13 protein-coding genes, 1 other RNA gene and 3 pseudogenes are annotated in these 19,162 nt (G+C 65.2%); 7 read left to right on the top strand and 10 right to left on the bottom strand.

What is annotated here, in order from left to right:
- Positions 1-46 precede the first annotated feature (46 nt).
- From WJW29_RS18290 to WJW29_RS18250, 9 genes are all read right to left on the bottom strand, one after another.
- Positions 47-1,912 carry a DUF885 family protein gene (locus WJW29_RS18290; protein ID WP_011409010.1) on the bottom strand — a complete coding sequence of 622 codons (1,866 nt, stop codon included), beginning with the start codon at positions 1,910-1,912 and terminating at the stop codon, positions 47-49.
- Positions 1,909-3,741, bottom strand: coding sequence for a DUF885 family protein (locus WJW29_RS18285; RefSeq protein WP_011259661.1), 1,833 nt, complete (start codon positions 3,739-3,741; stop codon positions 1,909-1,911). The genes WJW29_RS18290 and WJW29_RS18285 overlap by 4 nt, the downstream gene beginning before the upstream one ends.
- A gap of 117 nt (positions 3,742-3,858) precedes the next feature.
- Positions 3,859-5,058 carry a Xaa-Pro peptidase family protein gene (locus WJW29_RS18280; RefSeq protein ID WP_113084338.1) on the bottom strand — a complete coding sequence of 400 codons (1,200 nt, stop codon included), beginning with the start codon at positions 5,056-5,058 and terminating at the stop codon, positions 3,859-3,861.
- A complete protein-coding gene (locus tag WJW29_RS18275; protein WP_011259663.1) occupies positions 5,055-6,671 on the bottom strand; it encodes an aldehyde dehydrogenase family protein in 1,617 nt (538 codons plus the stop codon). The genes WJW29_RS18280 and WJW29_RS18275 overlap by 4 nt, the downstream gene beginning before the upstream one ends.
- A gap of 210 nt (positions 6,672-6,881) precedes the next feature.
- Complete coding sequence (locus tag WJW29_RS18270; RefSeq protein WP_011259664.1) at positions 6,882-7,790, bottom strand: dihydrodipicolinate synthase family protein; 909 nt, start codon at positions 7,788-7,790, stop codon at positions 6,882-6,884.
- Positions 7,787-9,100 (bottom strand): FAD/NAD(P)-binding oxidoreductase, encoded by a 1,314-nt coding sequence (locus tag WJW29_RS18265; RefSeq protein ID WP_012445437.1) that lies wholly within the window; start codon positions 9,098-9,100, stop codon positions 7,787-7,789. The genes WJW29_RS18270 and WJW29_RS18265 overlap by 4 nt, the downstream gene beginning before the upstream one ends.
- On the bottom strand, positions 9,093-9,338 hold the full coding sequence (locus WJW29_RS18260; protein ID WP_011259666.1) for a 2Fe-2S iron-sulfur cluster-binding protein: 246 nt from the start codon (positions 9,336-9,338) through the stop codon (positions 9,093-9,095). Before WJW29_RS18260 ends, WJW29_RS18265 begins: the two co-directional genes overlap by 8 nt.
- The gene (locus tag WJW29_RS18255) at positions 9,335-10,597 is read right to left on the bottom strand and encodes an FAD-dependent oxidoreductase (RefSeq protein WP_011259667.1); all 1,263 of its coding nucleotides are present in this window, start codon (positions 10,595-10,597) and stop codon (positions 9,335-9,337) included. The genes WJW29_RS18260 and WJW29_RS18255 overlap by 4 nt, the downstream gene beginning before the upstream one ends.
- Entirely contained in the window at positions 10,597-11,535 is a 939-nt protein-coding gene (locus WJW29_RS18250) for a proline racemase family protein (RefSeq protein ID WP_011409014.1), read from the bottom strand. Before WJW29_RS18250 ends, WJW29_RS18255 begins: the two co-directional genes overlap by 1 nt.
- A gap of 157 nt (positions 11,536-11,692) precedes the next feature.
- Here WJW29_RS18250 and WJW29_RS18245 point away from each other — a divergent pair, with 157 nt between their 5' ends.
- The 5 genes from WJW29_RS18245 (at position 11,693) to WJW29_RS18225 (ending at position 16,084) form a co-directional block, all read left to right on the top strand.
- Positions 11,693-12,409, top strand: a complete 717-nt coding sequence (locus tag WJW29_RS18245; RefSeq protein WP_011409015.1) for an AraC family transcriptional regulator — start codon at positions 11,693-11,695, stop codon at positions 12,407-12,409.
- Positions 12,410-12,613: 204 nt separating this feature from the next.
- Positions 12,614-14,230 carry a signal recognition particle-docking protein FtsY gene (gene ftsY / locus WJW29_RS18240; RefSeq protein ID WP_027703321.1) on the top strand — a complete coding sequence of 539 codons (1,617 nt, stop codon included), beginning with the start codon at positions 12,614-12,616 and terminating at the stop codon, positions 14,228-14,230.
- A gap of 378 nt (positions 14,231-14,608) precedes the next feature.
- Positions 14,609-14,685, top strand: a non-coding RNA gene (locus WJW29_RS18235) — sX9 sRNA.
- Between the two features lie 23 nt (positions 14,686-14,708).
- Positions 14,709-15,782 (top strand): A/G-specific adenine glycosylase, encoded by a 1,074-nt coding sequence (gene mutY / locus WJW29_RS18230; protein WP_011259671.1) that lies wholly within the window; start codon positions 14,709-14,711, stop codon positions 15,780-15,782.
- 23 nt (positions 15,783-15,805) lie between these two features.
- The gene (locus WJW29_RS18225) at positions 15,806-16,084 is read left to right on the top strand and encodes an oxidative damage protection protein (RefSeq protein WP_011409017.1); all 279 of its coding nucleotides are present in this window, start codon (positions 15,806-15,808) and stop codon (positions 16,082-16,084) included.
- A 364-nt stretch (positions 16,085-16,448) separates the two neighbouring features.
- Here the strand turns inward: WJW29_RS18225 and WJW29_RS18220 are convergent.
- Positions 16,449-18,070 (bottom strand): annotated as a pseudogene (locus tag WJW29_RS18220) (hybrid sensor histidine kinase/response regulator).
- 697 nt (positions 18,071-18,767) lie between these two features.
- On the opposite strand from WJW29_RS18220, the pseudogene WJW29_RS18215 reads away from it, so the two are divergent.
- A pseudogene (locus tag WJW29_RS18215) lies at positions 18,768-18,920 on the top strand (SAM-dependent methyltransferase); the annotation flags it as partial.
- A gap of 69 nt (positions 18,921-18,989) precedes the next feature.
- A pseudogene (locus WJW29_RS18210) lies at positions 18,990-19,162 on the top strand (IS5/IS1182 family transposase); the annotation flags it as partial.

Here is a 19,162-nt window from a genome sequence, read left to right as displayed (position 1 = left end):
TGGAAAGCGCAGTTACTGCAGGAAAGCCATGATGTGCCGGCAGGTGTCAGTCGCTGGCAGACGCGTTCGCCTCTGCCGATGCATCTGCGGCGTCGTCATTTGGATACGGCGACACGCCACCATCGGCGATAAAGCGGTCGATGCGTGCTTCCAGCACCGGCAACGGCACCGAACCGGTCTGCAGCAGCGCATCGTGGAAGTGACGCAGGTCGAACCTCTCGCCGAGTGCAGTTTCTGCCTTGTGGCGCAGCTCAAGCATTTTCAGCTCGCCCAGGTAGTAGGACAGCGCCTGGCCCGGCCAGGCGATATAGCGGTCCACCTCGGTGGTCACTTCGTGCTCGCTCAACGCGGTGTTGTCGCGCAGGTAGGCCTGGGCCTGTTCGCGTGTCCAGCCCTTGTGATGGATGCCGGTATCGATCACCAGCCGGCAGGCGCGCCACATCTGGTACGTCAGGTAACCGAAGCGGTCGTAGGGCGTGTCGTACATGCCCATTTCCTGGCCCAGATACTCCGAATACAGCGCCCAACCCTCGCCGTAGGCAGAGATAAAGCCGTAACGACGGAACTCCGGCAAGCCTTGCGCCTCTGCCGCCAGCGGCATCTGCAATGCGTGGCCTGGCGAGGACTCATGCAAGGTCAGCGCGGTGAGGTTGTACAGCGGCCGCGACGGCAGGTTGTAGGTGTTGACCAAATAGATGCCCGGCCCACCGCGGCCACCGGTGTAGAACGGTGCCAGCTCCGGCGGCACCGGTTCGATCGCAAAACGTCGGCGCGGCAGCCGGCCGATGTAATCGCCCACCTTGGCGTCCACACGCTTGGCGATCCAGGCCGCCTGCTTGAGCAACTCTTCCGGGGTCTTGGCGTAGAACTGCGGGTCGGTACGCAGGAAATGCAGAAACGCCGGAAACACCGCCTGGCCGGCCGGCGGCTTGAAGCCGCTGGCCGCGATGGTCTGGTCCATCTGCTTGCGGAGCTTGGCCACTTCCTGCAAGCCGATCTGATGGATCTGATCGGGGCTCAAATCCAGCGTGGTGAACTCGCGAATCTGCGCGCGGTAATACGCCTGCCCGTCCGGCAAAGCTTCGGCGGCCAGCGTTGTGCGCGCACGCGGCTGGTACTCATTGCGGATGAAGTCCAGCAACCTGGCGTACGCCGGCACCACCTGCGTATCGATGGCCCTGACCGCTTGCCGGCGCAGTTGCGCCTGCACATCGGCCGGCAGCGTCGCCGGCATTTGCTTGAACGGCGCGTAGAACGGATTGGCCTCACCGTTGGCCTGCGCCACATCGGCGATGGATTGGTCGCGGCCGGTCATCGTGACCCGAGGCTGGCTGAAACCGCGCGCCAACCCAGCGCGCATATTGTCGGTGTGTTCGGTGAAATAGCGCGGGATGTCGGCCAACATCTTCAGATAACGCTGGTAATCCTCGCGCGTGCGCAGCTTGGCCTCGGCGCTGAACCCCAGATCGCTCCAGAACGCCGAGTCGCTGTTGAACGGCATTTCCCAGGCGCGAAAATGCTGCTGATCCAGCAACACCTGCAACTGTTGCCGATACACCTGGTAACTCACCTGATCTTCGGCGGACAACTGCGCCTGCGGAATGGCATCCAGTGCGGTCAACGCCTGTTGCCAATACGCCGTGCGCAGATTCTGCGTGGCGACATCGACCTTGGGCAGATGATCGGATTGCTGCTCCTGCGTGGCCTGATTGTCCTCATCCACCGCGCCGGACGCCTGGGCTTGCCGCCAGCGCCATTCGCGCGTGTACAAGGCCTTGAAGCGTGCCGCTGCGCTGGCCTGCGTGGCCGCCACAGCGGCGTCGGCTGCCTGCGCCGGCAGGGCCAGACCGCTCAGGCTGGCTGCGATCAACAGACTCAATGCGCTCGCACGTAATACGCTGCCCTTCGTCATTTGTTTGCCTCCGGTGTCGTCTTGGCCTGCGCAATCCACTGCCGCACGCGTTGCTGCAGCATCGCCAGCGGCATCGCACCGCCGCCGAGCACCGCATCATGGAAGGCGCGCACATCGAAGCGCTCGCCAAGTTCTTTTTCCGCTTCCGCACGCAATGCCAGGATCTGCAGCTGGCCGAGCTTGTAGCCCAGCGCCTGGCCCGGCCACACGATGTAGCGGTCGGTTTCGGACTGGATGCTGGGCTCGTCGTCTGACGGATGCGCGTGGAAGAAATCCACCATTTGCTGGCGATTCCAGTGCTTGTAATGCACACCGGTATCGAGCACCAGCCGATTGGCGCGCAGCAATTCTCCAGACAGACGCCCGTAATCGTTGTACGGATCCTTGAAGAAACCGATCTCCTTGCCGAGGCGCTCGGCATACAGCGCCCAGCCTTCGATATAGGCGTTGTAGCCGGCCTGCTGGCGGAACGGCGGCAACGGCAGCGTCTGCGCGAGCGAAATCTGCAGGTGATGGCCCGGCACGCCTTCGTGATAGGCCGTGGTTTCGATATTGATCAGCGTGCGGCTGGCGAAGTCGCTGGTGTTGACCTTCACGATTGCTGGCTTGGTGCCTTTCGGATTGCTCTGCCAGTATTCGGCGCCCGGTGCGGTGCGCCGGAACGCCGGCATCGCCTGCACGTCCAGCGGGGTGTTGGGCAGATGACCGAACAGCTTGGGCAGCTCCGGTTCCATCGCCGCGATGTACTGGCGGTACTGCTGCAGAATCTGCTCGCCCGAGGTGGCGAAGTGGCGCGTGTCAGTCTCCACTGACTTGCGGAAGCTCGCCAGATCGGCAAAACCCTGTGCCTTGGCGATCACCGTCATCTCGCCTTCGATGCGCGCGACCTCCTTCAAACCGATCTGGTGGATGTCCTCCGGCGCCATATCGGTGGTGGTCTGGGTATGGATGGCATAGCGATAACGGCGCTCGCCATCGGGCAGCGACCACAGGCCTTCCTGCGCGCGCCCTTGCGCGGCGTATTCCTCGCGCACGAACGCGGCCAGCTTGCCGTAGGCAGGGCGCACCTGCTGGTCGATCGCTGCGAGCAGTTGTTTGCGCAGCACATCGCGTTGATCGGCCGGCACCGCGGCGCCGCGCTTTTTCAACGGCGAGGCGAACGGGCTTTGCTCGCCGGTCAACGCGGCAATCTTGTCGATCTGCTCGGGCAGGCGCTCCAGCAGATACCGCGGCTGGGTGAGGCCATCCTTGGCACCTTGGCGCGACACCGCGATCACCTGGTCGATCACCGTCGGAATGGTCTGCAGGCGCTTGATGTAATCCTGATAGTCCTTGGCGTTTTCGAACGGGAATGCGTCGCCATACCCGGCCAGCGCCAGCTGTATGCCGCCAATCGGTTCCAGCGGCATCGCATAGGTCTTCAGATCGATGCCTTCCAGCGTGTCGCGCAACTGGCCCAGCATCATCTGCAGGCTGAGCTGGCGCTGTTCGTCCAGCGTCTTGGCATCCACTGCTTCGAACTGCTTGAGCAGGTCGGCCGTTGCGGTGCGATCTGCTTGCACGGCTTCCAGCGAGTCATCGCTCCAGCGGTCGTTGTAACGCTTGTCGCCGATGATGCTGGCGAACTCCGGGTTGTGCTGCAGTTGGTACTGCCACTGCTTGTCCAGCAGCGTGTCGAAGGCCTTGGCAGCCTGCTCGCCGGTCGAGGCGGAGGCAGGTGTAGCCGCCTGCTCCGCTGCAGGCGGCACCGGCTTGCAGGCGGTGAACAACGCGGCTGCGAGTAAACCGGCGACAACCGGACCGATGGCGACAGGACGCAGGTGCTTCATGCATTCACTCCTAGATGCAAGAACAGCGGTCGGAGCGCGCCTGAGCGCGAATGGCGTTACTCGGGAATGTCCGTCGCGCCCGGGTGCGCTCCTACGCGCGCGTGAACCCTTGCAGATTCAGGCAAACGGTTGATCGATCGCCACCGACGGCGGCGTGAACCACTGCGCGCCGGCATCGGTGACGTAGAAATGGTCTTCCAAGCGCACACCGAACTGCTCCGGCACCACGATCATCGGCTCGTTGCTGGCGCACATGCCCGGCTGCAGCGGCAGCGCATTGCCGCGCACCAGATACGGCGCCTCGTGAATCGCTAACCCGCAACCGTGACCGGTGCGATGCGGCAGGCCGGGCAACCGATAGTCGGGGCCGAGCCCGGCAGCTTCCAATACGGTGCGTGCCGCCTGATCCACCGCCTCGCACGCCACGCCGGGGCGTATCGCCGCAAACGCCGCCGCCTGCGCGGCCTGTTCCAGGTCCCAGATGCGCCGCTGCGCATCATTGGGGGCACCATAGATCCAGGTGCGGGTGATGTCGGAGTGGTAGCCCTGCACGGTGCAGCCGGTATCGATCAGCACCAGCTCGCCTTCGCGCAGGTGCTGCACACCGGGAATGCCGTGCGGAAACGCGGTGGCATGGCCGTACTGCACGATGCAGAAGGTCGAACCGTTATCCGCGCCCAGCGCGCGATGCGCCTCATCGATGAAGCGCACCAGTTGATCGGTGCCGATGCCCTCGTACGCGATGCCCGCAGCCAGCCGCTGCACCAGCAAGGTCATCTCGCAGGCCTGCTGCATCAATGCCAGCTCGGCCGGCGACTTGCACATGCGGCAGCCATCGATGATGACGCCGGCATCGCGAATCGCCTTGCCCAGATGGGCGCGCAGACCGGTGTGCACGGCGAATGCAATGCCCGGGTCCAGCGCCAAGGCATGCGCATGGCGCTCGTTCATGGCCTGCACCACCAGTACGTACGGGTCGTCGTGTTCTTCCCACAGGTATTTAGCCACCGGGATCTTCAGCACCGCATCCAGCGAGCCTTCTTCGAATGCGGGGCAGATCAATACCGGGTCGCCGTCCAGCATCAGCAGCAACGCTACCAGACGTTCGCTCGCCCCCCATGGCACGCCGGTGAAATAGCGCAGCGAGGTGCCGGCGCCGATCAACAGCGCATCCACGCCATGCGCGCGCATCAAACGACGTGCGCGCTCGATGCGGCGCTCGTATTCGCCCGCGGCGATCGGCGCGGCGCGTTGGGTCCACGGTGCCAGCTGCGCGCGCGCCTGCTCCAGCGACAGCCCGCCGATCTGGCTGCTCATGCGCCCGCTCCAAGATCGGCGGTGCTCCACTGCCCATCGACCAAACGCGCCACGCCGCCTGGATTGCGTTGACGTAATTCAGCAGGCAGCAGCGCATCGGGTACCGCGTCGTAACTGTGCAGGGCGGCAAAACGGCGGATGGCACCGGGCATACCCACCGCAGTGAATCCCGGATGCCCCGTGCTCGGGAACGGGCCGCCATGGTTCTGCGCGGCGCTCACTGCTACGCCGGTTGGCATCTTGCTATTGATCAACCGCCCTACCCGCGCGCGCAGCACCGGGGCGATGGCCTGCCATGCCGCATCGTCGCTGCCGTCGGCGGCGCGGTACAGCGTGCCGGTGAGGTTGCCTTCGAACGCGGCAGCCACCTCTGCCATTTGCGCCACATCGGCTGCGCGCACCAGCAGGCTCACCGGGCCGAAGGCTTCGGCCTGCAACGCCTGCGGGTTGGCGATGAAGGCCTGCGCATCCACGCTCAACAAGGTGGGTGCATAGCGGTAGCCATCTTCGCCGGTGTGACCGCCGGCCAGCATGCCGGCACCGGCAGCACGCAAGTCCGCCACACCACGTTGCACACCATGCACGCCGGACGCGGAGAACAGCACCATCGGCATGGCCGCTTCGAAATGCGCCCTGGTGGCTGCCACAAACGCATCGCCGGCCACGCCATGCGGCACCACGACCACGCCGGGATTGGTGCAAAACTGGCCGCTACCGAGCGTGCAGGATGCGAAGAATTCCTGCGCAAGCGCATCGCCGCGTTCGGCCAGCGCGCCGGGCAACAGGAACACCGGGTTGACGCTGGACAGCTCGGCATAGAACGGCACGCCGGCCACATCTGCCGCTGCCTTCAGCGTCAGCCCGCCGGCACGGCTGCCGGTAAAGCCGATCGCGCCGAGTCGCGCATCGCCAGCGAGCCGCACGCCGATCGTATTGTCGAAGTGATACAGCAGCTGCACGGCTGCCGCAGGAAGACCGGACCCGACCAGCGCGCGATGTGCCAACTGCGCCATGCGCTGGCTGGTGACCGGATGCAGCGGATGCGCCTTGGCGATGACCGGATTGCGCGCGGCAATCGCCGAGGCGAAATCGCTACCGGCAATCGCATTGAAGGCGAACGGAAAATTGTTCGGCCCGAACACCAGCACCGGCTTGCCCAGCGGCGCCAGGTGCGAACGCAGATCGGCCGCGCTGTCGATGATGGGCTGGGTCCAGCTATAACTCCGCACCGCGTTTGCGGCCTGACGCAGTTGCCCGCTGGTGCGCGGCAGTTCGTTGCCACGCAGGCGGGTGGGCGCCGGCAACGCCGTCTCGGCATGCGCCAGTGCAACCAGGGCGTCGGCATCGGCATCCAGCGCGTCGGCGTAGCTTTCCAGAAAGGCAGCGATGCGCTCGACCGGCGCGGCCACGAGTTCCGCTGCCACTGCCTGCGCCGCAACGACGGCCGCTTCCACATCGTCCGCACCACTGATCGGAAAATGCGGCCCGATCGGCTCGCCGGTGGCCGGGTTGGCGGCGCGGAAGCTGCCGGTAGCGGCACCGCTGCGTTGCCATCGGCCACCGAGCAGGATCTCTGCCGTGGTCGTGGGACTGGAGTGGTTCGTATCGTTCATTGCGGCACCTTCGGTGACAGGGATGCAGGGCCTGCGCACTGTGCGCCAGCGGCCGACCAGAAAGGTGATGAGGATGCAGCACTGGATGCCACATCCGCAGCGGCGGACGCATCGCAGCACACGCAGGTACGGCGCGTGCCGCGAATTCGTGGAAGCCGCATCCTGCGCGCACCCGCAGGCACAGCATGCGATGGCCGCGTCATTGCACCATCACGACAGCTTGGGCGCAGTGGCAATGGCATGGTCGATCACCTTCAACGCGGCATCGCGCTCTGCACCGGCCACCACCAGCCGCGGTGCACGCACCTGCTCGCTGCCCATGCCTACCTTTGCCTGCACCAATTTGATCAGCTGCACGAAGGTGGGCACGGTATCCAGGCGCAGCAGCGGCAGGAACCAATGGTAAAGCTCCTTGGCTGCCGGGTACCCGCCATCGCGAGCGAGTTCGAACAGGCGCACCGATTCTTTCGGATATGCATTGACCAGGCCGGCGATCCAGCCCTTGGCGCCCATGCTCAGGCCCTCGACGATGGCATCGTCCATGCCGACCAGCAGCGCCAGGCGGTCGCCCAGCAATTCCTGCAGCGCGGCGAAGCGGCGCACATCGCCGGAGGATTCCTTCACTGCCTGCAGGTTCGGGAATTCGGCAGCCAGCTCGGCGATCTGCGCCGGACCGAAATCGGTCTTGTAGGCCACCGGGTTGTTGTACAGGATCACCGGCAGATCGGTCGCGGCGATCACCGCGCGCACATGCGCGCCCATCTCGCGCCAGTCGGTGGAATACACGTACGGCGGCAGCACCATCAAGCCACCGCAGCCGATGTCCTTGGCCGCCTTGGCCAGCGCGACTGCTTCGCCAGTGGCGAGGCTGGCGATGCCCGGCACCACCGGCACGCGGCCGTTCAAGGCGGTGACCAGCGTGCGCAGAATCGCCAGCTTGTCCTCCACGCTCAAGGTGGCGGCCTCGCCCAACGAGCCCAGCGGCACGATCGCAGTGCAACCGGCATCCACCAACTGGTTCGCGTGCGTGCCGAGGAAGTCGTGGTCGATCTCGCCGTTGGCGGTGAACGGGGTGGTGATGGCCGGCAACACGCCGTGCCAGAACGTGGCAATGCTCATGGGTGATTCCCTTGCGAGTCGGAAGTGAACGAGTCGGCCAGCGCCACGAGGCGGACCGGGAACAACGGCGGGCGGCGGCCGGCGTCGGTGGAAAGAGTGGGCGGGCAACGGCCAAGCTCGGCCAGCGCAGTCCCGCAGATGCGGCCCTGGCAGGCGCCCATGCCGCAGCGCGAGGCGAGCTTGGCGTCGCGTGCGTCCTGGAAGTTGTCCAGTGCGCACAGCGGCACGTCTTCGCAGCGGCAGATCAGCGTCTCCGGTTGCGCCAGTGCGCGGATGCGCGGGTCCAGCACGAATTGCTGCTGCAGCAAATCGGCAAACGCACGCGCCGCGCGCCGGCGTGGCTGCAGGCGCAGCGCAGCGTCCGGGGCGTCGGCGGCCATATGCCCGGCCATCGCACCTTCAATCAAGGCGCAATCGCTCCCGCCGATGCCACAAACTTCGCCAGCGGCAAATACCTGGGTGACGCTGGTGCGCAGCAGCGTATCGACCTGCACCTGCTGGTGCGCACCGTAGGCCTGCAACTGGCAACCCAGCAATTGCGCAAGCTCGGTGTTGGGTACCAGTCCGTAGCCCACCGCCAAGTGATCGCAGGCGATCCGCGTGCGGCCGGTGGGACCTTCGAGTTCGACTTCGCGCAGCTGCGTGTCGCCATGCGCGGCGACCACAACGCTGCCGGCGCGATACGCGACTACACGCAGCTGAAAGCGCAACGCCGCGGCCTGTGCGGCCTTACCCGGCCAGCGCCACAATTGCAGCGCGAACTGCCGCAACGCCGCTGCCGAGGTTTGCTCGTGGATGCCGAGTAGCTGCGCGCCATGTTGTTGCAACGTGGCCGCACTGGCCAACAGCAAGGGGCCGCTCCCAGCCACCAGCACGCGCTTGCCGCTCAGCGGCCAACCCTGCTTCGCAAGCGCCTGCGCCGCGCCGGCCCCGGTGACGCCGGGCAAGGTCCACCCTGGAAACGGCAGCAGCAGTTCGCGCGCACCGGTAGCCAGCACCAACGCGGCGTAATGCAGTTGCAGCGTGCCGTCCGGGCCATCGGCCAGTAACCAGTCCGGTTGCGCGAGCAGAATCTGCGTGCGCGTCAACACCATGATCGCTGCGTTGCCCGCCACCTGCTGCAACAGCACGCGCGCATCGGCCGGCGCGCCGTGTTGCACATCGCTGCGCCATACCTGCCCGCCGGCACGCGGTTGCATGTCCACCACGCCCACGCGCACACCTTGGCTGGCCGCCGCCTGCGCCGCTGCCAGCCCGGCCGGGCCGGCGCCGACGACCAACACATCGAAATGCAGCACGCGCTCAGCCATCGGTGCGCACCTGCATGCCATCGCGCGCGTCCACCAGGCAGGCGCGCTGCTGACCGATGCCATCGATGCGCACGCGGCATTCGAAGCACACGCCCATGCCGCACAAGGGCGCGCGCGGTTGCCCGCTGCTGGATTCGCGGAACCGCAACGTGGCCTGCGCCACGGCCGCCGCCACGCTGGCACCGGCCGGCACTTCGACCAGTTGCGCATCCACGTGCAGACGCACCCTCGCGCTCATGCGGGCGCACCGTGCATGGCACGCGCCGGTGCATACGGCGCCGGGTCGATGGCCGGCGTGCGCCCGAGCAGGCTGTCCACGATCACCCGTGCGCTCCCCAGTGCCGTGGTGACTCCCAGCCCCTCATGACCGGCGGCCACCCACACATCGCGACGGCCGGGCACCGCCCCTAGATACGGGCGCCCATCGGGCGTGGCGGGACGCAAACCGGTCCACACGCGGATCGCCTGCAGCTCGCGCAGCACCGGCAGATACGCGAATGCGCGCTGCAACATCTGCTGCAGCACCGGCATCGACAGCGCGCGATCGTGCTCGCCGAATTGGCGCGAGGAGCCGATCAACATCTGCCCGGTCGGCCGCGGCTGCACATTGAAGGCCACGCTGGTGTCGTCGGCACCATGCGCCGAATCGGCATAACCGAGTTCCAGCAACTGATGCCGGATCAACCCCGGGTGCCGGTCGGTGATGACCAAGTGGCCCTTGCGCGGGCGCAACGCCAGTTCGGGCAGCAACTGCGGCAAGGACACGCCGCTGGCGACCAACACCGGGCCCGAGAGCACCTGCCCATCGTCCAGACGCACCGCGTGTGCCTGCAGCTGGGCCACGCTGCGGCCGGCAAATAACCGCGCCCCGGACGTACAGGCTAGGCCCACCAAATGCCGCGCCACCCGTGGCGGGTACACCACTGCTTCGTCAGGCACGCGCATGCCGCCCGCCAGCCCGGGCACCAGCTGCGGCTCCAGCGCGTACAGCTGCGCCGCATCGATCGCTTCGGCATGCAGGCCGGCCGTCGCCAGGCGGGCGATCTTGGCCGGTACCGCCGCCAATTCGTGCGCATCGCGGGCCACCCACAGCGTGCCGCAGCGGCTGAATTCCGCGTTGCTCAGCGTGGCGAAGCGCTCCCACAAGTAAAGCGAATACGCCGACAACGCCAGCTCGGCCGGGTCGTCGTCCATCGCGACCAGGTGCCCCATCGCCGCTGCGGTGGAACCGCCGCCGATCGGTCCCGGCTCGACGATCGCCACGCGCAGCCCTTCGCCCGCCGCGGCTTCGGCGCAGGCCGCGCCCACGATGCCGGCGCCGATCACGATCAGGTCGTAACTGCGTCGCGTGGAAGTGGCAGACGTTGCCAAGCCGGATCGGGAGTCGGCACCGACGCCGAATGCAGGCCCCGACGACGCTCCGGCCATCGCAGCAGACGCCGCATCGGCCGACGGCGTGGCCGACACGAGCACCCGCGGGGGCTGCTCGGATTGCATCAGGCCACGATGCCCCAGACGAACGGGTCGGCCGGGTCGATCACCAACTGCGCGCGTGCGGTGATGTACGCCTGCCCACGGATCCGCGGGGCAATGCCACGTCCGCTCAGGCGATAACTGCCTTCGAAGGCGCTGCCCAGAATGCCTTGCTGCACCCAGCGCTCGCCTTCGCCCAGCTTGCCGTCCGCCGACAGACACGCCAGCTTGGCGCTGGTGCCGGTGCCGCAAGGCGAGCGGTCATAGGCCAGACCCGGGCACAGCACGAAATTGCGCGCCACACCGCTGCCATCGGGCGCGGTGCCATTGACTTCAATATGGTCGATCTCGCCACCGGCCTCACCCGTGATACCGGCCGCTTCCAGCGCCAGCCGAATCGCTTCGGCATAGGCCGTCAGCTCACGCTGATGCGCCAGATCCAGCGCACAGGGCGCTTGCTCGCTGATGAAGAACCAGTTGCCGCCCCAGGCCACGTCGCCACGGACCCGGCCATGCCCCGGCACCTCGACCTCCACGCCGCTGGCGAAGCGATAGCTGTCGACATTATCCACCGACACCGTGCCGTCGTCGGCCAGCTCCACTCCAACGGTGCCTACCGGCGTCTCGATCCGGTGTCGGCCCGGCGCGATGCGCCCCAGCTCGGCAAGCGTGCGTACCACTCCAATGGTGCCGTGCCCGCACATGCCCAGGTAGCCCACGTTGTTGAAGAAGATCACCCCTGTGCAGGCGCTCTGGTCGCGCGGCGGCAGCAAGAGGGCACCCACCATAGTGTCCGACCCACGCGGTTCGCAGGCGATGGCGCTGCGCCACTGGTCGAACTCGCTGCGGAAGCGATCGCGGCATTGCGCCAGGTCGCCATCGCCCAGATCGGGGAAACCGGAGAGGACCACACGGGTAGGCTCGCCGGCCGTATGGGAGTCGATGACATCGATGATGTGCATGACGCATGCTCCCATTGCCGGCCCGTGGACGACTAGCGTCCAATGCGAATTCAAAATGCGGAAATCTGCACAATTTACCCCCATCAACGCCGCGCGTTTGCGCTAGGATCATCGCTGGGTTGCACATTCGTGCAGCCGTCTAATCGTGACCGCTACCATGACCCTGATGGACCTCAACCTGCCCGCTCTGGAAATGCAGACGCTGTTCGACGCACTGCCGGATGTGGTGTTCTTCATCAAGGACAGTGAGGGCCGCTACACCCACTGCAACCTGACCCTCGTGCGCCGGCTGGGAAGCAAGCTACGCAGCGAGATCATCGGTCATTCGCCGCTGGAGGTCTTCCCCTTGCCGCTGGGCGGCAGCTACATGATGCAAGACCGCCGCGTGCTATGCGGCGAGCTCATCGATAACCAGCTCGAAGTGCATCTGTATCCCAACCGCCTGCCGGGTTGGTGCCTGACCTTCAAACGCCCGTTGTGCGAGGCCAATGAGGTGATCGGCGTGGTCGGCATCTCGCGCGATCTGGGCCAGCCCGACAGCCGTCACTCCGCTTACGAACGCTTGAGCCAGGTGATGGAACACATGCAGGCCAACTTCGGCGACAACCTGCGCGTGCAAAGCCTGGCCGCCCTGGCGGGGCTATCGGTGGCGCAGTTGGAGCGCCACTTCCGCCGCGTGTTTCAGGTCACCCCGCAACAACTGTTGACCAAGTTGCGTATTGAATCGGCGATGCGACTGCTGTACGGCGACGACAGCATCGCCAGCATTGGGCAACAGTGCGGCTTTGCCGACCAGAGCGCCTTTGCGCGTCAGTTCAAGGCCACGGTCGGCATGACGCCACGCGATTACCGTGCACTGAAAGGTCAGCTATAGGCACAGAAGTTCGCATTGACACATAGCCGGCACAAATGCCGAATTCGGCAGGATCCGCCGCGCATTGGCGAGCGCAGTCGACTCGCCATGCACGTGGCGTTGCGGTGCATGCGCAGCGCTCAGCCAGCGCGCTGCGCTAAGGGCGCGTCAAGGCGTCGGAAGGCCCGGGTGATAGAATTCCTGGTTTCCCCTTTTGCGTTGCCAATGGCCAGCTTTTTTCGCCGCAACAAGCCAACCACGCCCGAGAGCTCGCGCACCTCACGCTATAGCCTGGAAGAACTGGCAGCCGCATTCCCCACCGCGCCGTCTGCCGCCCCCCCGGCATCGCCGGTCGAGGCGATGCCTCATGCCGAGCCACGGATAGACACAGCCGCAGCGCCGGCTGTCGCTCCAGGCACTCCTGCTGCGGCGCGCACCGAAGCTGCTGCGCCTGCACCGGTCGCTGCGACGCCGCCTGCCGCCGCGCCCGCCGATCAGCTTGCGCAGGAGATTGCTGCGCGCACTGGCCAAGCGCAGAGCATCGCTGCCGTTCCGAGCACACCTGCAGCACCGGCTGCGCCTCCGCCGACCGCATTGCAGGCGCTGCCCGACCCGACTCCCGCCAGTGCGCTGAGCACGCCAGTCACTGTGGTGGTGCCGCCAGTAGTGGGACAGCCACAGACCACACCGACGCCGTCTGACGCCGCGCCTGCACCGCCGGTCACCGCGCCGCCAGTCGTCGCTCCTCCGGTCGCAGCGCCTGCACCTATTATTCCATCGGCTGCCGCAGCTCCGGTTGCTGCAGCGCCTGCAAACGCTGCGCCGACGGTCGCCGCACCGGCCATCGTCAACACGCCGCTGCCGACCACGCAAGACAGCGACAGCATCGTCGGCCAGCACGACGCAATGCCGGCTGCGCCGGCAGGCAAACCCGGCTGGCGCGAGCGGTTGCGCAACAGCACCTTCGCCCGCAGCTTCGGCGGCCTGTTCTCGCGCAACCCCAAGCTCGACGACGATCTGCTGGATGAAATCGAAACCGCGTTGATCACCGCCGACGTCGGCATCGGCGCTACCACCGCGCTGATCGAAGGCCTGCGCAAGCGCATGAAATCGCGCGAATTCGTCGATGCGCAAGCGATGTTCAAGGCACTGCGCGCCGATCTCATCGCATTGCTGCAGCCGGTCTCCAAGCCGCTGGTCATCGACCGTGCGCGCAAGCCGTTCGTCGTGCTCACCGTCGGCGTCAACGGCGTCGGCAAGACCACCACCATCGGCAAGCTGGCCAAGCGCTTCAAGGACGAAGGCAACAGCCTGATGCTGGCCGCGGGCGATACTTTCCGTGCCGCTGCCGTAGCGCAGTTGCAGGCCTGGGGCGACCGCAACGGCGTGGCGGTGATCGCGCAGGGGCAGAACGCCGATGCCGCGTCGGTCGCGTTCGACGCGCTGCAGGCCGCCAAGGCACGCGGCACCGACGTGTTGATCGCCGATACCGCCGGCCGCCTGCACACCCAGACCGGGCTGATGAACGAGCTGGGCAAGATCCGCCGCGTGCTCGGCAAGATCGACGCTGCCGCGCCGCACGAGGTCTTGATGGTCATCGACGGCACCACCGGCCAGAACGCCATTTCGCAGCTGCGACAGTTCCATGCCGCGGTTGGTGTCACTGGCCTGGTCGTGACCAAGCTCGATGGCACCGCCAAGGGCGGCGTGGTGTTCGCATTGGCGCGCGAGTTCAATATCCCGATCCGCTTTGCCGGCATCGGCGAACGCCCGGAAGATCTGCGCGTGTTCGATCCGGTTGCCTTCGTCGACGCACTGTTGCCGGACGCATTGGGCGGTTGATGGGAAGATGCCTGCCCGCAGTTGCAGCGGCTGTGCGCGCAGGCGCTACAGGCAGGTTGCACGGTGCGGCAGGTGTCACACGATTGGTCGCAGGCAAGGCGGGTGCTGGAGTTCGCACAATCCTTGCCTGCGACAGCACTGTCGGGCCGATGCTTCGTTGGTGTACGACCGTGCGCCGGCCGCACCGCATTGGCCCGGCGATGAAGGATTTTTCTGCGAACGTTACTTGGCTGGCATCGCGTTGCCGCTGCGCTGAGTAACCGCAGCACAGGACGCGCGCCGCAAATCCTGTCCACCGTTCTGACCCCATCGCCCTTAGCGCGGCTAACAAAACGACTGCGCAGCCGCCAGGCGGGCGCGGCCGGTGCTCGGAACGGCATGTACCAGTCGTACACTCCGGTTCTGAGCGCGCCCTCCATGCCCACCTGACAGCTGCTCGCTACGTTTTGTTAGCCGCTCTTCATCGCCAACAGCGCTCATGCCAGCCAACCACGCCACACCCTCCGCTGACGCATTTGTCGACCGCCTGCTGCATTGGTTCGACGCCCACGGCCGTCACGATCTGCCCTGGCAGCATCCGCGCGCGCCGTATCGGGTGTGGCTGTCGGAAATCATGCTGCAACAGACCCAGGTCACTGTGGTCATTCCGTACTTCCACAAGTTCGTGGCGCGCTTCCCTGCGCTGGCCGACCTGGCGGCAGCCGACAACGACACCGTGATGGCGCATTGGGCCGGGCTGGGCTACTACGCCCGCGCACGCAATCTGCACGCTGCCGCCAAACAATGCGTCACCCTGCATGGTGGCCAATTACCGCGCGACTTCGATGCACTGCTCGCGTTGCCAGGCATCGGCCGGAGCACTGCAGGCGCCATCCTGAGCCAAGCCTGGAATGATCCCTTCGCCATCATGGATGGCAACGTCAAACGCGTGCTCACGCGCTTTCACGGTATCGGCGGCTATCCCGGCCTGCCGGTGATCGAAAAACAGTTGTGGCAACTGGCCGCTGCGCATGTCGCACACGTCCCGCCCGGCCGGCTGGCCGACTACACACAAGCGCAGATGGATTTTGGCGCCACGCTGTGCACGCGCGCCAAACCCGCGTGCGTGCTGTGCCCGCTGCAGCACGATTGCAGCGCGCGCCGCGACGGCCTGGTCGAAGCACTGCCTACGCCTAAACCCGGCAAACAACTGCCCGAACGCGAAGCCACCGCGCTGCTACTGCGCAATGCCGAGGGTCACATCCTGCTACAGCGTCGCCCGCCCACCGGCATCTGGGCTTCGCTCTGGACGCTGCCGCAGGCCGAGACCGACAGCGGCATGCGCGCATGGTTCGCGGCGCATATCGAAGGCGACTACGAGCGTGCCGAAGAGATGCCGTTGATCGTGCACACCTTCAGCCATTACCGCCTGCGTCTGCAGCCCTTGCGCCTACGCAAGGTCGCACTGCGTGCCGCGGTGCGCGACAATGACGATCTACGCTGGGTGGCGCCTACCGACCTTGCATCGCTGGGTCTGCCGGCGCCGATCCGCAAGTTGCTCGACGCGTTATAAGCGTGTCTCCCAAAGGAATCCGCATGTCCCGTACCGTGTTCTGCCACTACCAGCAAAGCGACGCCGAAGGCCTGGATTTCGTGCCGTATCCGGGCGAACTCGGCCAGCGCATCTTCGCGCACATCGGCAAGACCGCCTGGCAAGCGTGGCTGGCGCATCAGACCATGCTCATCAACGAAAACCGGCTGTCACCGCGCGACCCCAAGCACCGCGCCTTTCTCGAAACCGAGCTGCAGAAGTTCCTGTTTGAGCGCAATGCCGACAAGCCCGACGGGTATGTGGCGCCGCTTGGCGAGGAGTAGTGTAAGCGCCGGGATTCGGGAGTTGGGCTTCGCACCTGCGGTTTGCGGCTCCTGGATGCTCCGTTGCGCATCAACCTGCCGCACGCATTACCTGGGATGGGGCAGGCCATCGAGCGAAGTGTTCGCTGTATTGTCCGCCCGCGATGGCGTCGGTGGCTTTGTCGACACGCTGCGCACCGCGCAGTCGACCTAGCCAATGGCAAATCCGCGGCAGCCTCGACTGCAAGGCGCATCAACCGGATTCTTCACGTTCCACGGTCGGTCCGTGCATCGATGCGGCGGATGAAAGAAGTCTTGAAATCCAACGTCAGTCGCCATGCGATGCCGCCCGCAGCAGCGGCATTGCACGCTGCAACATCCCGTCTCAACCCACACCGGTGGGCCCATCCAGCAGCATACGGATGCGCTTGAGCAATTCCTTCTGCGTATAGGGCTTGTTGACCACATCGAACTCGGCGCCACCGACATCGGTGCGCTGAATGCTGGCGTCGGCGTAGCCGGTGGTGAGCAGGATCTTGATCTTCGGCAACATGCGGCGCGCCTCACGGGCAAGCATCACACCGTTCATGCCGCCGGGCATGATCAGGTCGGTGAACAGTGCATCCACCTCCGGATTCTTTCCCAATACCTCCACCGCCTCGCGTCCGCTGGACGCCGACAGGATGCGGTAACCGGCATTTTCCAGAAACATCCGCGCCACTACCGCCACATCCTGCTTGTCTTCCACCACAAGAATTGTTTCGTTGCCGCCCTTGTCGATTGCGCGGCTTTTGGCTGCCTGCAAGTCATTTTCGAATTTGCTGGATGCAGGAAAATACAGCCGTACCGTGGTGCCTTCGCCCACTTCGCTGTAGATGCGCACGGTGCCGCCAGACTGTTTGACGAAGCCATACCCATCGACAAGCCCAGGCCGGTGCCCTGCCCTTCGTCCTTGGTGGTGAAGAATGGCTCCATCACCCGGCTGACCACCTCGGGCGGCATGCCCGAACCCGTGTCGCTGACGGCGATGCTCACGTATCGGCCCGGTGCCAGCTGGTGATACATCGCCAGATCGTGGGTGGTGACCTCCACGTTCTGGGTCTGCACGGTGACTTCCTTGCGCTCGGCCTGCGCCATCGCGTCGCGTGCATTGATCAACACGTTCAACAGCGCCACTTCGGCCTGCGTGGTGTCGATCTGGCAATTCCACAGCCCCTCTTCCAGCGACTGACGCAACGTGATGCCGCCGCCCAGCGCGCGCTCGGCCATATTGTTCATGCCGGACACCAACCCGTTGAGGTTGACCACCCGCCCGCGCAATTTCTGCTTGCGCGAAAACGCCAGCAATTGCTGGGTCAAGGTGGCCGCCTTGGCCGCCGCTGCGGCCGCATGTTCTGCACTGAAGGCAATCCGCTCGGCGTTACCGGCACCAGCACTGGCCATCATCTGAATCACTTCCAGATGTCCGGACATGACCTGCAGCAGGTTGTTGAAATCGTGCGCAATGCCGCCGGTCAACTGGCCCAGCGCTTCCATCTTCTGCGCCTGACGCAACGCATCTTCGGCATCGCGGCGCCGGCTCACATCCAGCTGCGACCCGAAGAAATACACCAGGTTGCCATGGTCGTCGAACACCGGCGAGACGAACAACGCATTCCAGAACGACGAGCCATCCTTGCGGTAATTCAGCACCTCGGTGGCGAATTCGCTGCGGGTTTCGATCGATTGACGGACATCGCTGATGCTGGCCGGGTCGGTCTCGGGACCCTGCAGAAAGCGGCAGTTGTTGCCGATGACCTCCTCGGCCGAATACCCGGTCATTTCCAGAAACGCACGGTTGGCGAACACGATGGGATTATCCGGAAGATGCGGATCGGTCACCGTCATCGGCATGCGCGTGGTCTCCACCGCAGCAAAAAAGATGTCCGAGCGATGCTTCTCGACAGGCAGGCTGCGAGACTCGCTGATATGAGGCGCCCGTAGCTCTCCGTGAACGCGATCGTTCAAGTGATGTTCTCCACGGGGCCATTCCCGTGACCACAGTCTAGTTGAGCCCGGTGATGCGATTCGTCACATCCATGAGTTTTCCCCGTATGGCCGGGCCAGCCATTGCGGCCTAATGCGATGGATCCTGGAAAACACATAGATGCACGCCGGCCAGGAGCAGTGCCATGTCCGGGCTCGGCCATGCCTCTAGTTGCGGCCGATGCAGGATCCATACCGCCAGCGGTCGGCACGATGCCTGCGCCTGACCGCAACACATGGGCAATGCCAACCGGCATGACACACAGCGTCAGTGCACGGATGTAGAACGCACTGCCATCACCCGACAAGGTGATCAGCGATGGCTACGCGCGGGTAAAGCCATCGTTGGAGTTAAGCGCTGCGGCTGCGGTGTTTTCCATGCAGATTGCGAGCGCCAGAAACATCCAGTGCGTCTTCGATATCGCCTCGGCAGCAAAGCGTCGATGACCATCATCCGCGAGAACTGCTTGTTGCCTACGCCAACGACTTTGCATCGTTGCTGCTGAAATGCTCACTGAAAGCCGCGCACGCACGGCAGTGTGCAAGCGAGCGTGGGCATCGTTTTGCCGTAGCATGCACGGGCCACACGCAACTCTTGCGCTTGACGGTCGGTTCCGGCTGTACCAGTGCGCGTTCTTTTCACGCCAGTGCCGTCGTCTGGCGACCATGCGATGTCATCATGCCGGGCTACCAAACCCAGATCCACGAGCTGACTTTCGGACAACTGACCTACGTCATCCGAGCGCTGGCCGAAAAGCAGCAGTACGCCGATCCGGACCATACCGCAGCCAAGGCCGGTATTTCATCGGCGCAGTGGAGCTTATTTGGTCGCCCCTGAAAAACCCCCAGACCACATCCATTGCAAGGCTTCATCTGCGTTTTCGGTGTGCTGGAATTGCCAGTGTTCGTTACGCTACGTCCTGGTTTCTGGCAGTTTTCGCCCATGCGGACACGCCGTCCTGCTGCCGAGCAGTTGCCTGCCGATGAGCTGTGTCGTTCGCGCCTGGAGAACCAGATCGACGTGCGCCATCCGCTGGTCCAGCTGAGCCATCGGCTGCCGTGGAGTGCGTTGGA

The organism is Xanthomonas sp. JL1 (genome assembly GCF_038405005.1).
Note: the sequence above shows the minus strand (reverse complement) of the source record. Positions and strands in the feature narration are given on the sequence as shown.

Bases quoted from the DNA above. Each gene is read 5' to 3' on its own strand.
- WJW29_RS18275 (WP_011259663.1), bottom strand. From the start codon at position 6,671: ATGAACGATACGAACCACTCCAGTCCCACGACCACGGCAGAGATCCTG.
- WJW29_RS18290 (WP_011409010.1), bottom strand. From the start codon at position 1,912: ATGACGAAGGGCAGCGTATTACGTGCGAGCGCATTGAGTCTGTTGATC.
- WJW29_RS18250 (WP_011409014.1), bottom strand. From the start codon at position 11,535: ATGCACATCATCGATGTCATCGACTCCCATACGGCCGGCGAGCCTACC.
- mutY (WP_011259671.1), top strand. From the start codon at position 14,709: ATGCCAGCCAACCACGCCACACCCTCCGCTGACGCATTTGTCGACCGC.
- WJW29_RS18245 (WP_011409015.1), top strand. From the start codon at position 11,693: ATGACCCTGATGGACCTCAACCTGCCCGCTCTGGAAATGCAGACGCTG.
- WJW29_RS18270 (WP_011259664.1), bottom strand. From the start codon at position 7,790: ATGAGCATTGCCACGTTCTGGCACGGCGTGTTGCCGGCCATCACCACC.
- WJW29_RS18255 (WP_011259667.1), bottom strand. From the start codon at position 10,597: ATGCAATCCGAGCAGCCCCCGCGGGTGCTCGTGTCGGCCACGCCGTCG.
- WJW29_RS18285 (WP_011259661.1), bottom strand. From the start codon at position 3,741: ATGAAGCACCTGCGTCCTGTCGCCATCGGTCCGGTTGTCGCCGGTTTA.
- WJW29_RS18225 (WP_011409017.1), top strand. From the start codon at position 15,806: ATGTCCCGTACCGTGTTCTGCCACTACCAGCAAAGCGACGCCGAAGGC.
- WJW29_RS18265 (WP_012445437.1), bottom strand. From the start codon at position 9,100: ATGGCTGAGCGCGTGCTGCATTTCGATGTGTTGGTCGTCGGCGCCGGC.
- WJW29_RS18260 (WP_011259666.1), bottom strand. From the start codon at position 9,338: ATGAGCGCGAGGGTGCGTCTGCACGTGGATGCGCAACTGGTCGAAGTG.
- ftsY (WP_027703321.1), top strand. From the start codon at position 12,614: ATGGCCAGCTTTTTTCGCCGCAACAAGCCAACCACGCCCGAGAGCTCG.
- WJW29_RS18280 (WP_113084338.1), bottom strand. From the start codon at position 5,058: ATGAGCAGCCAGATCGGCGGGCTGTCGCTGGAGCAGGCGCGCGCGCAG.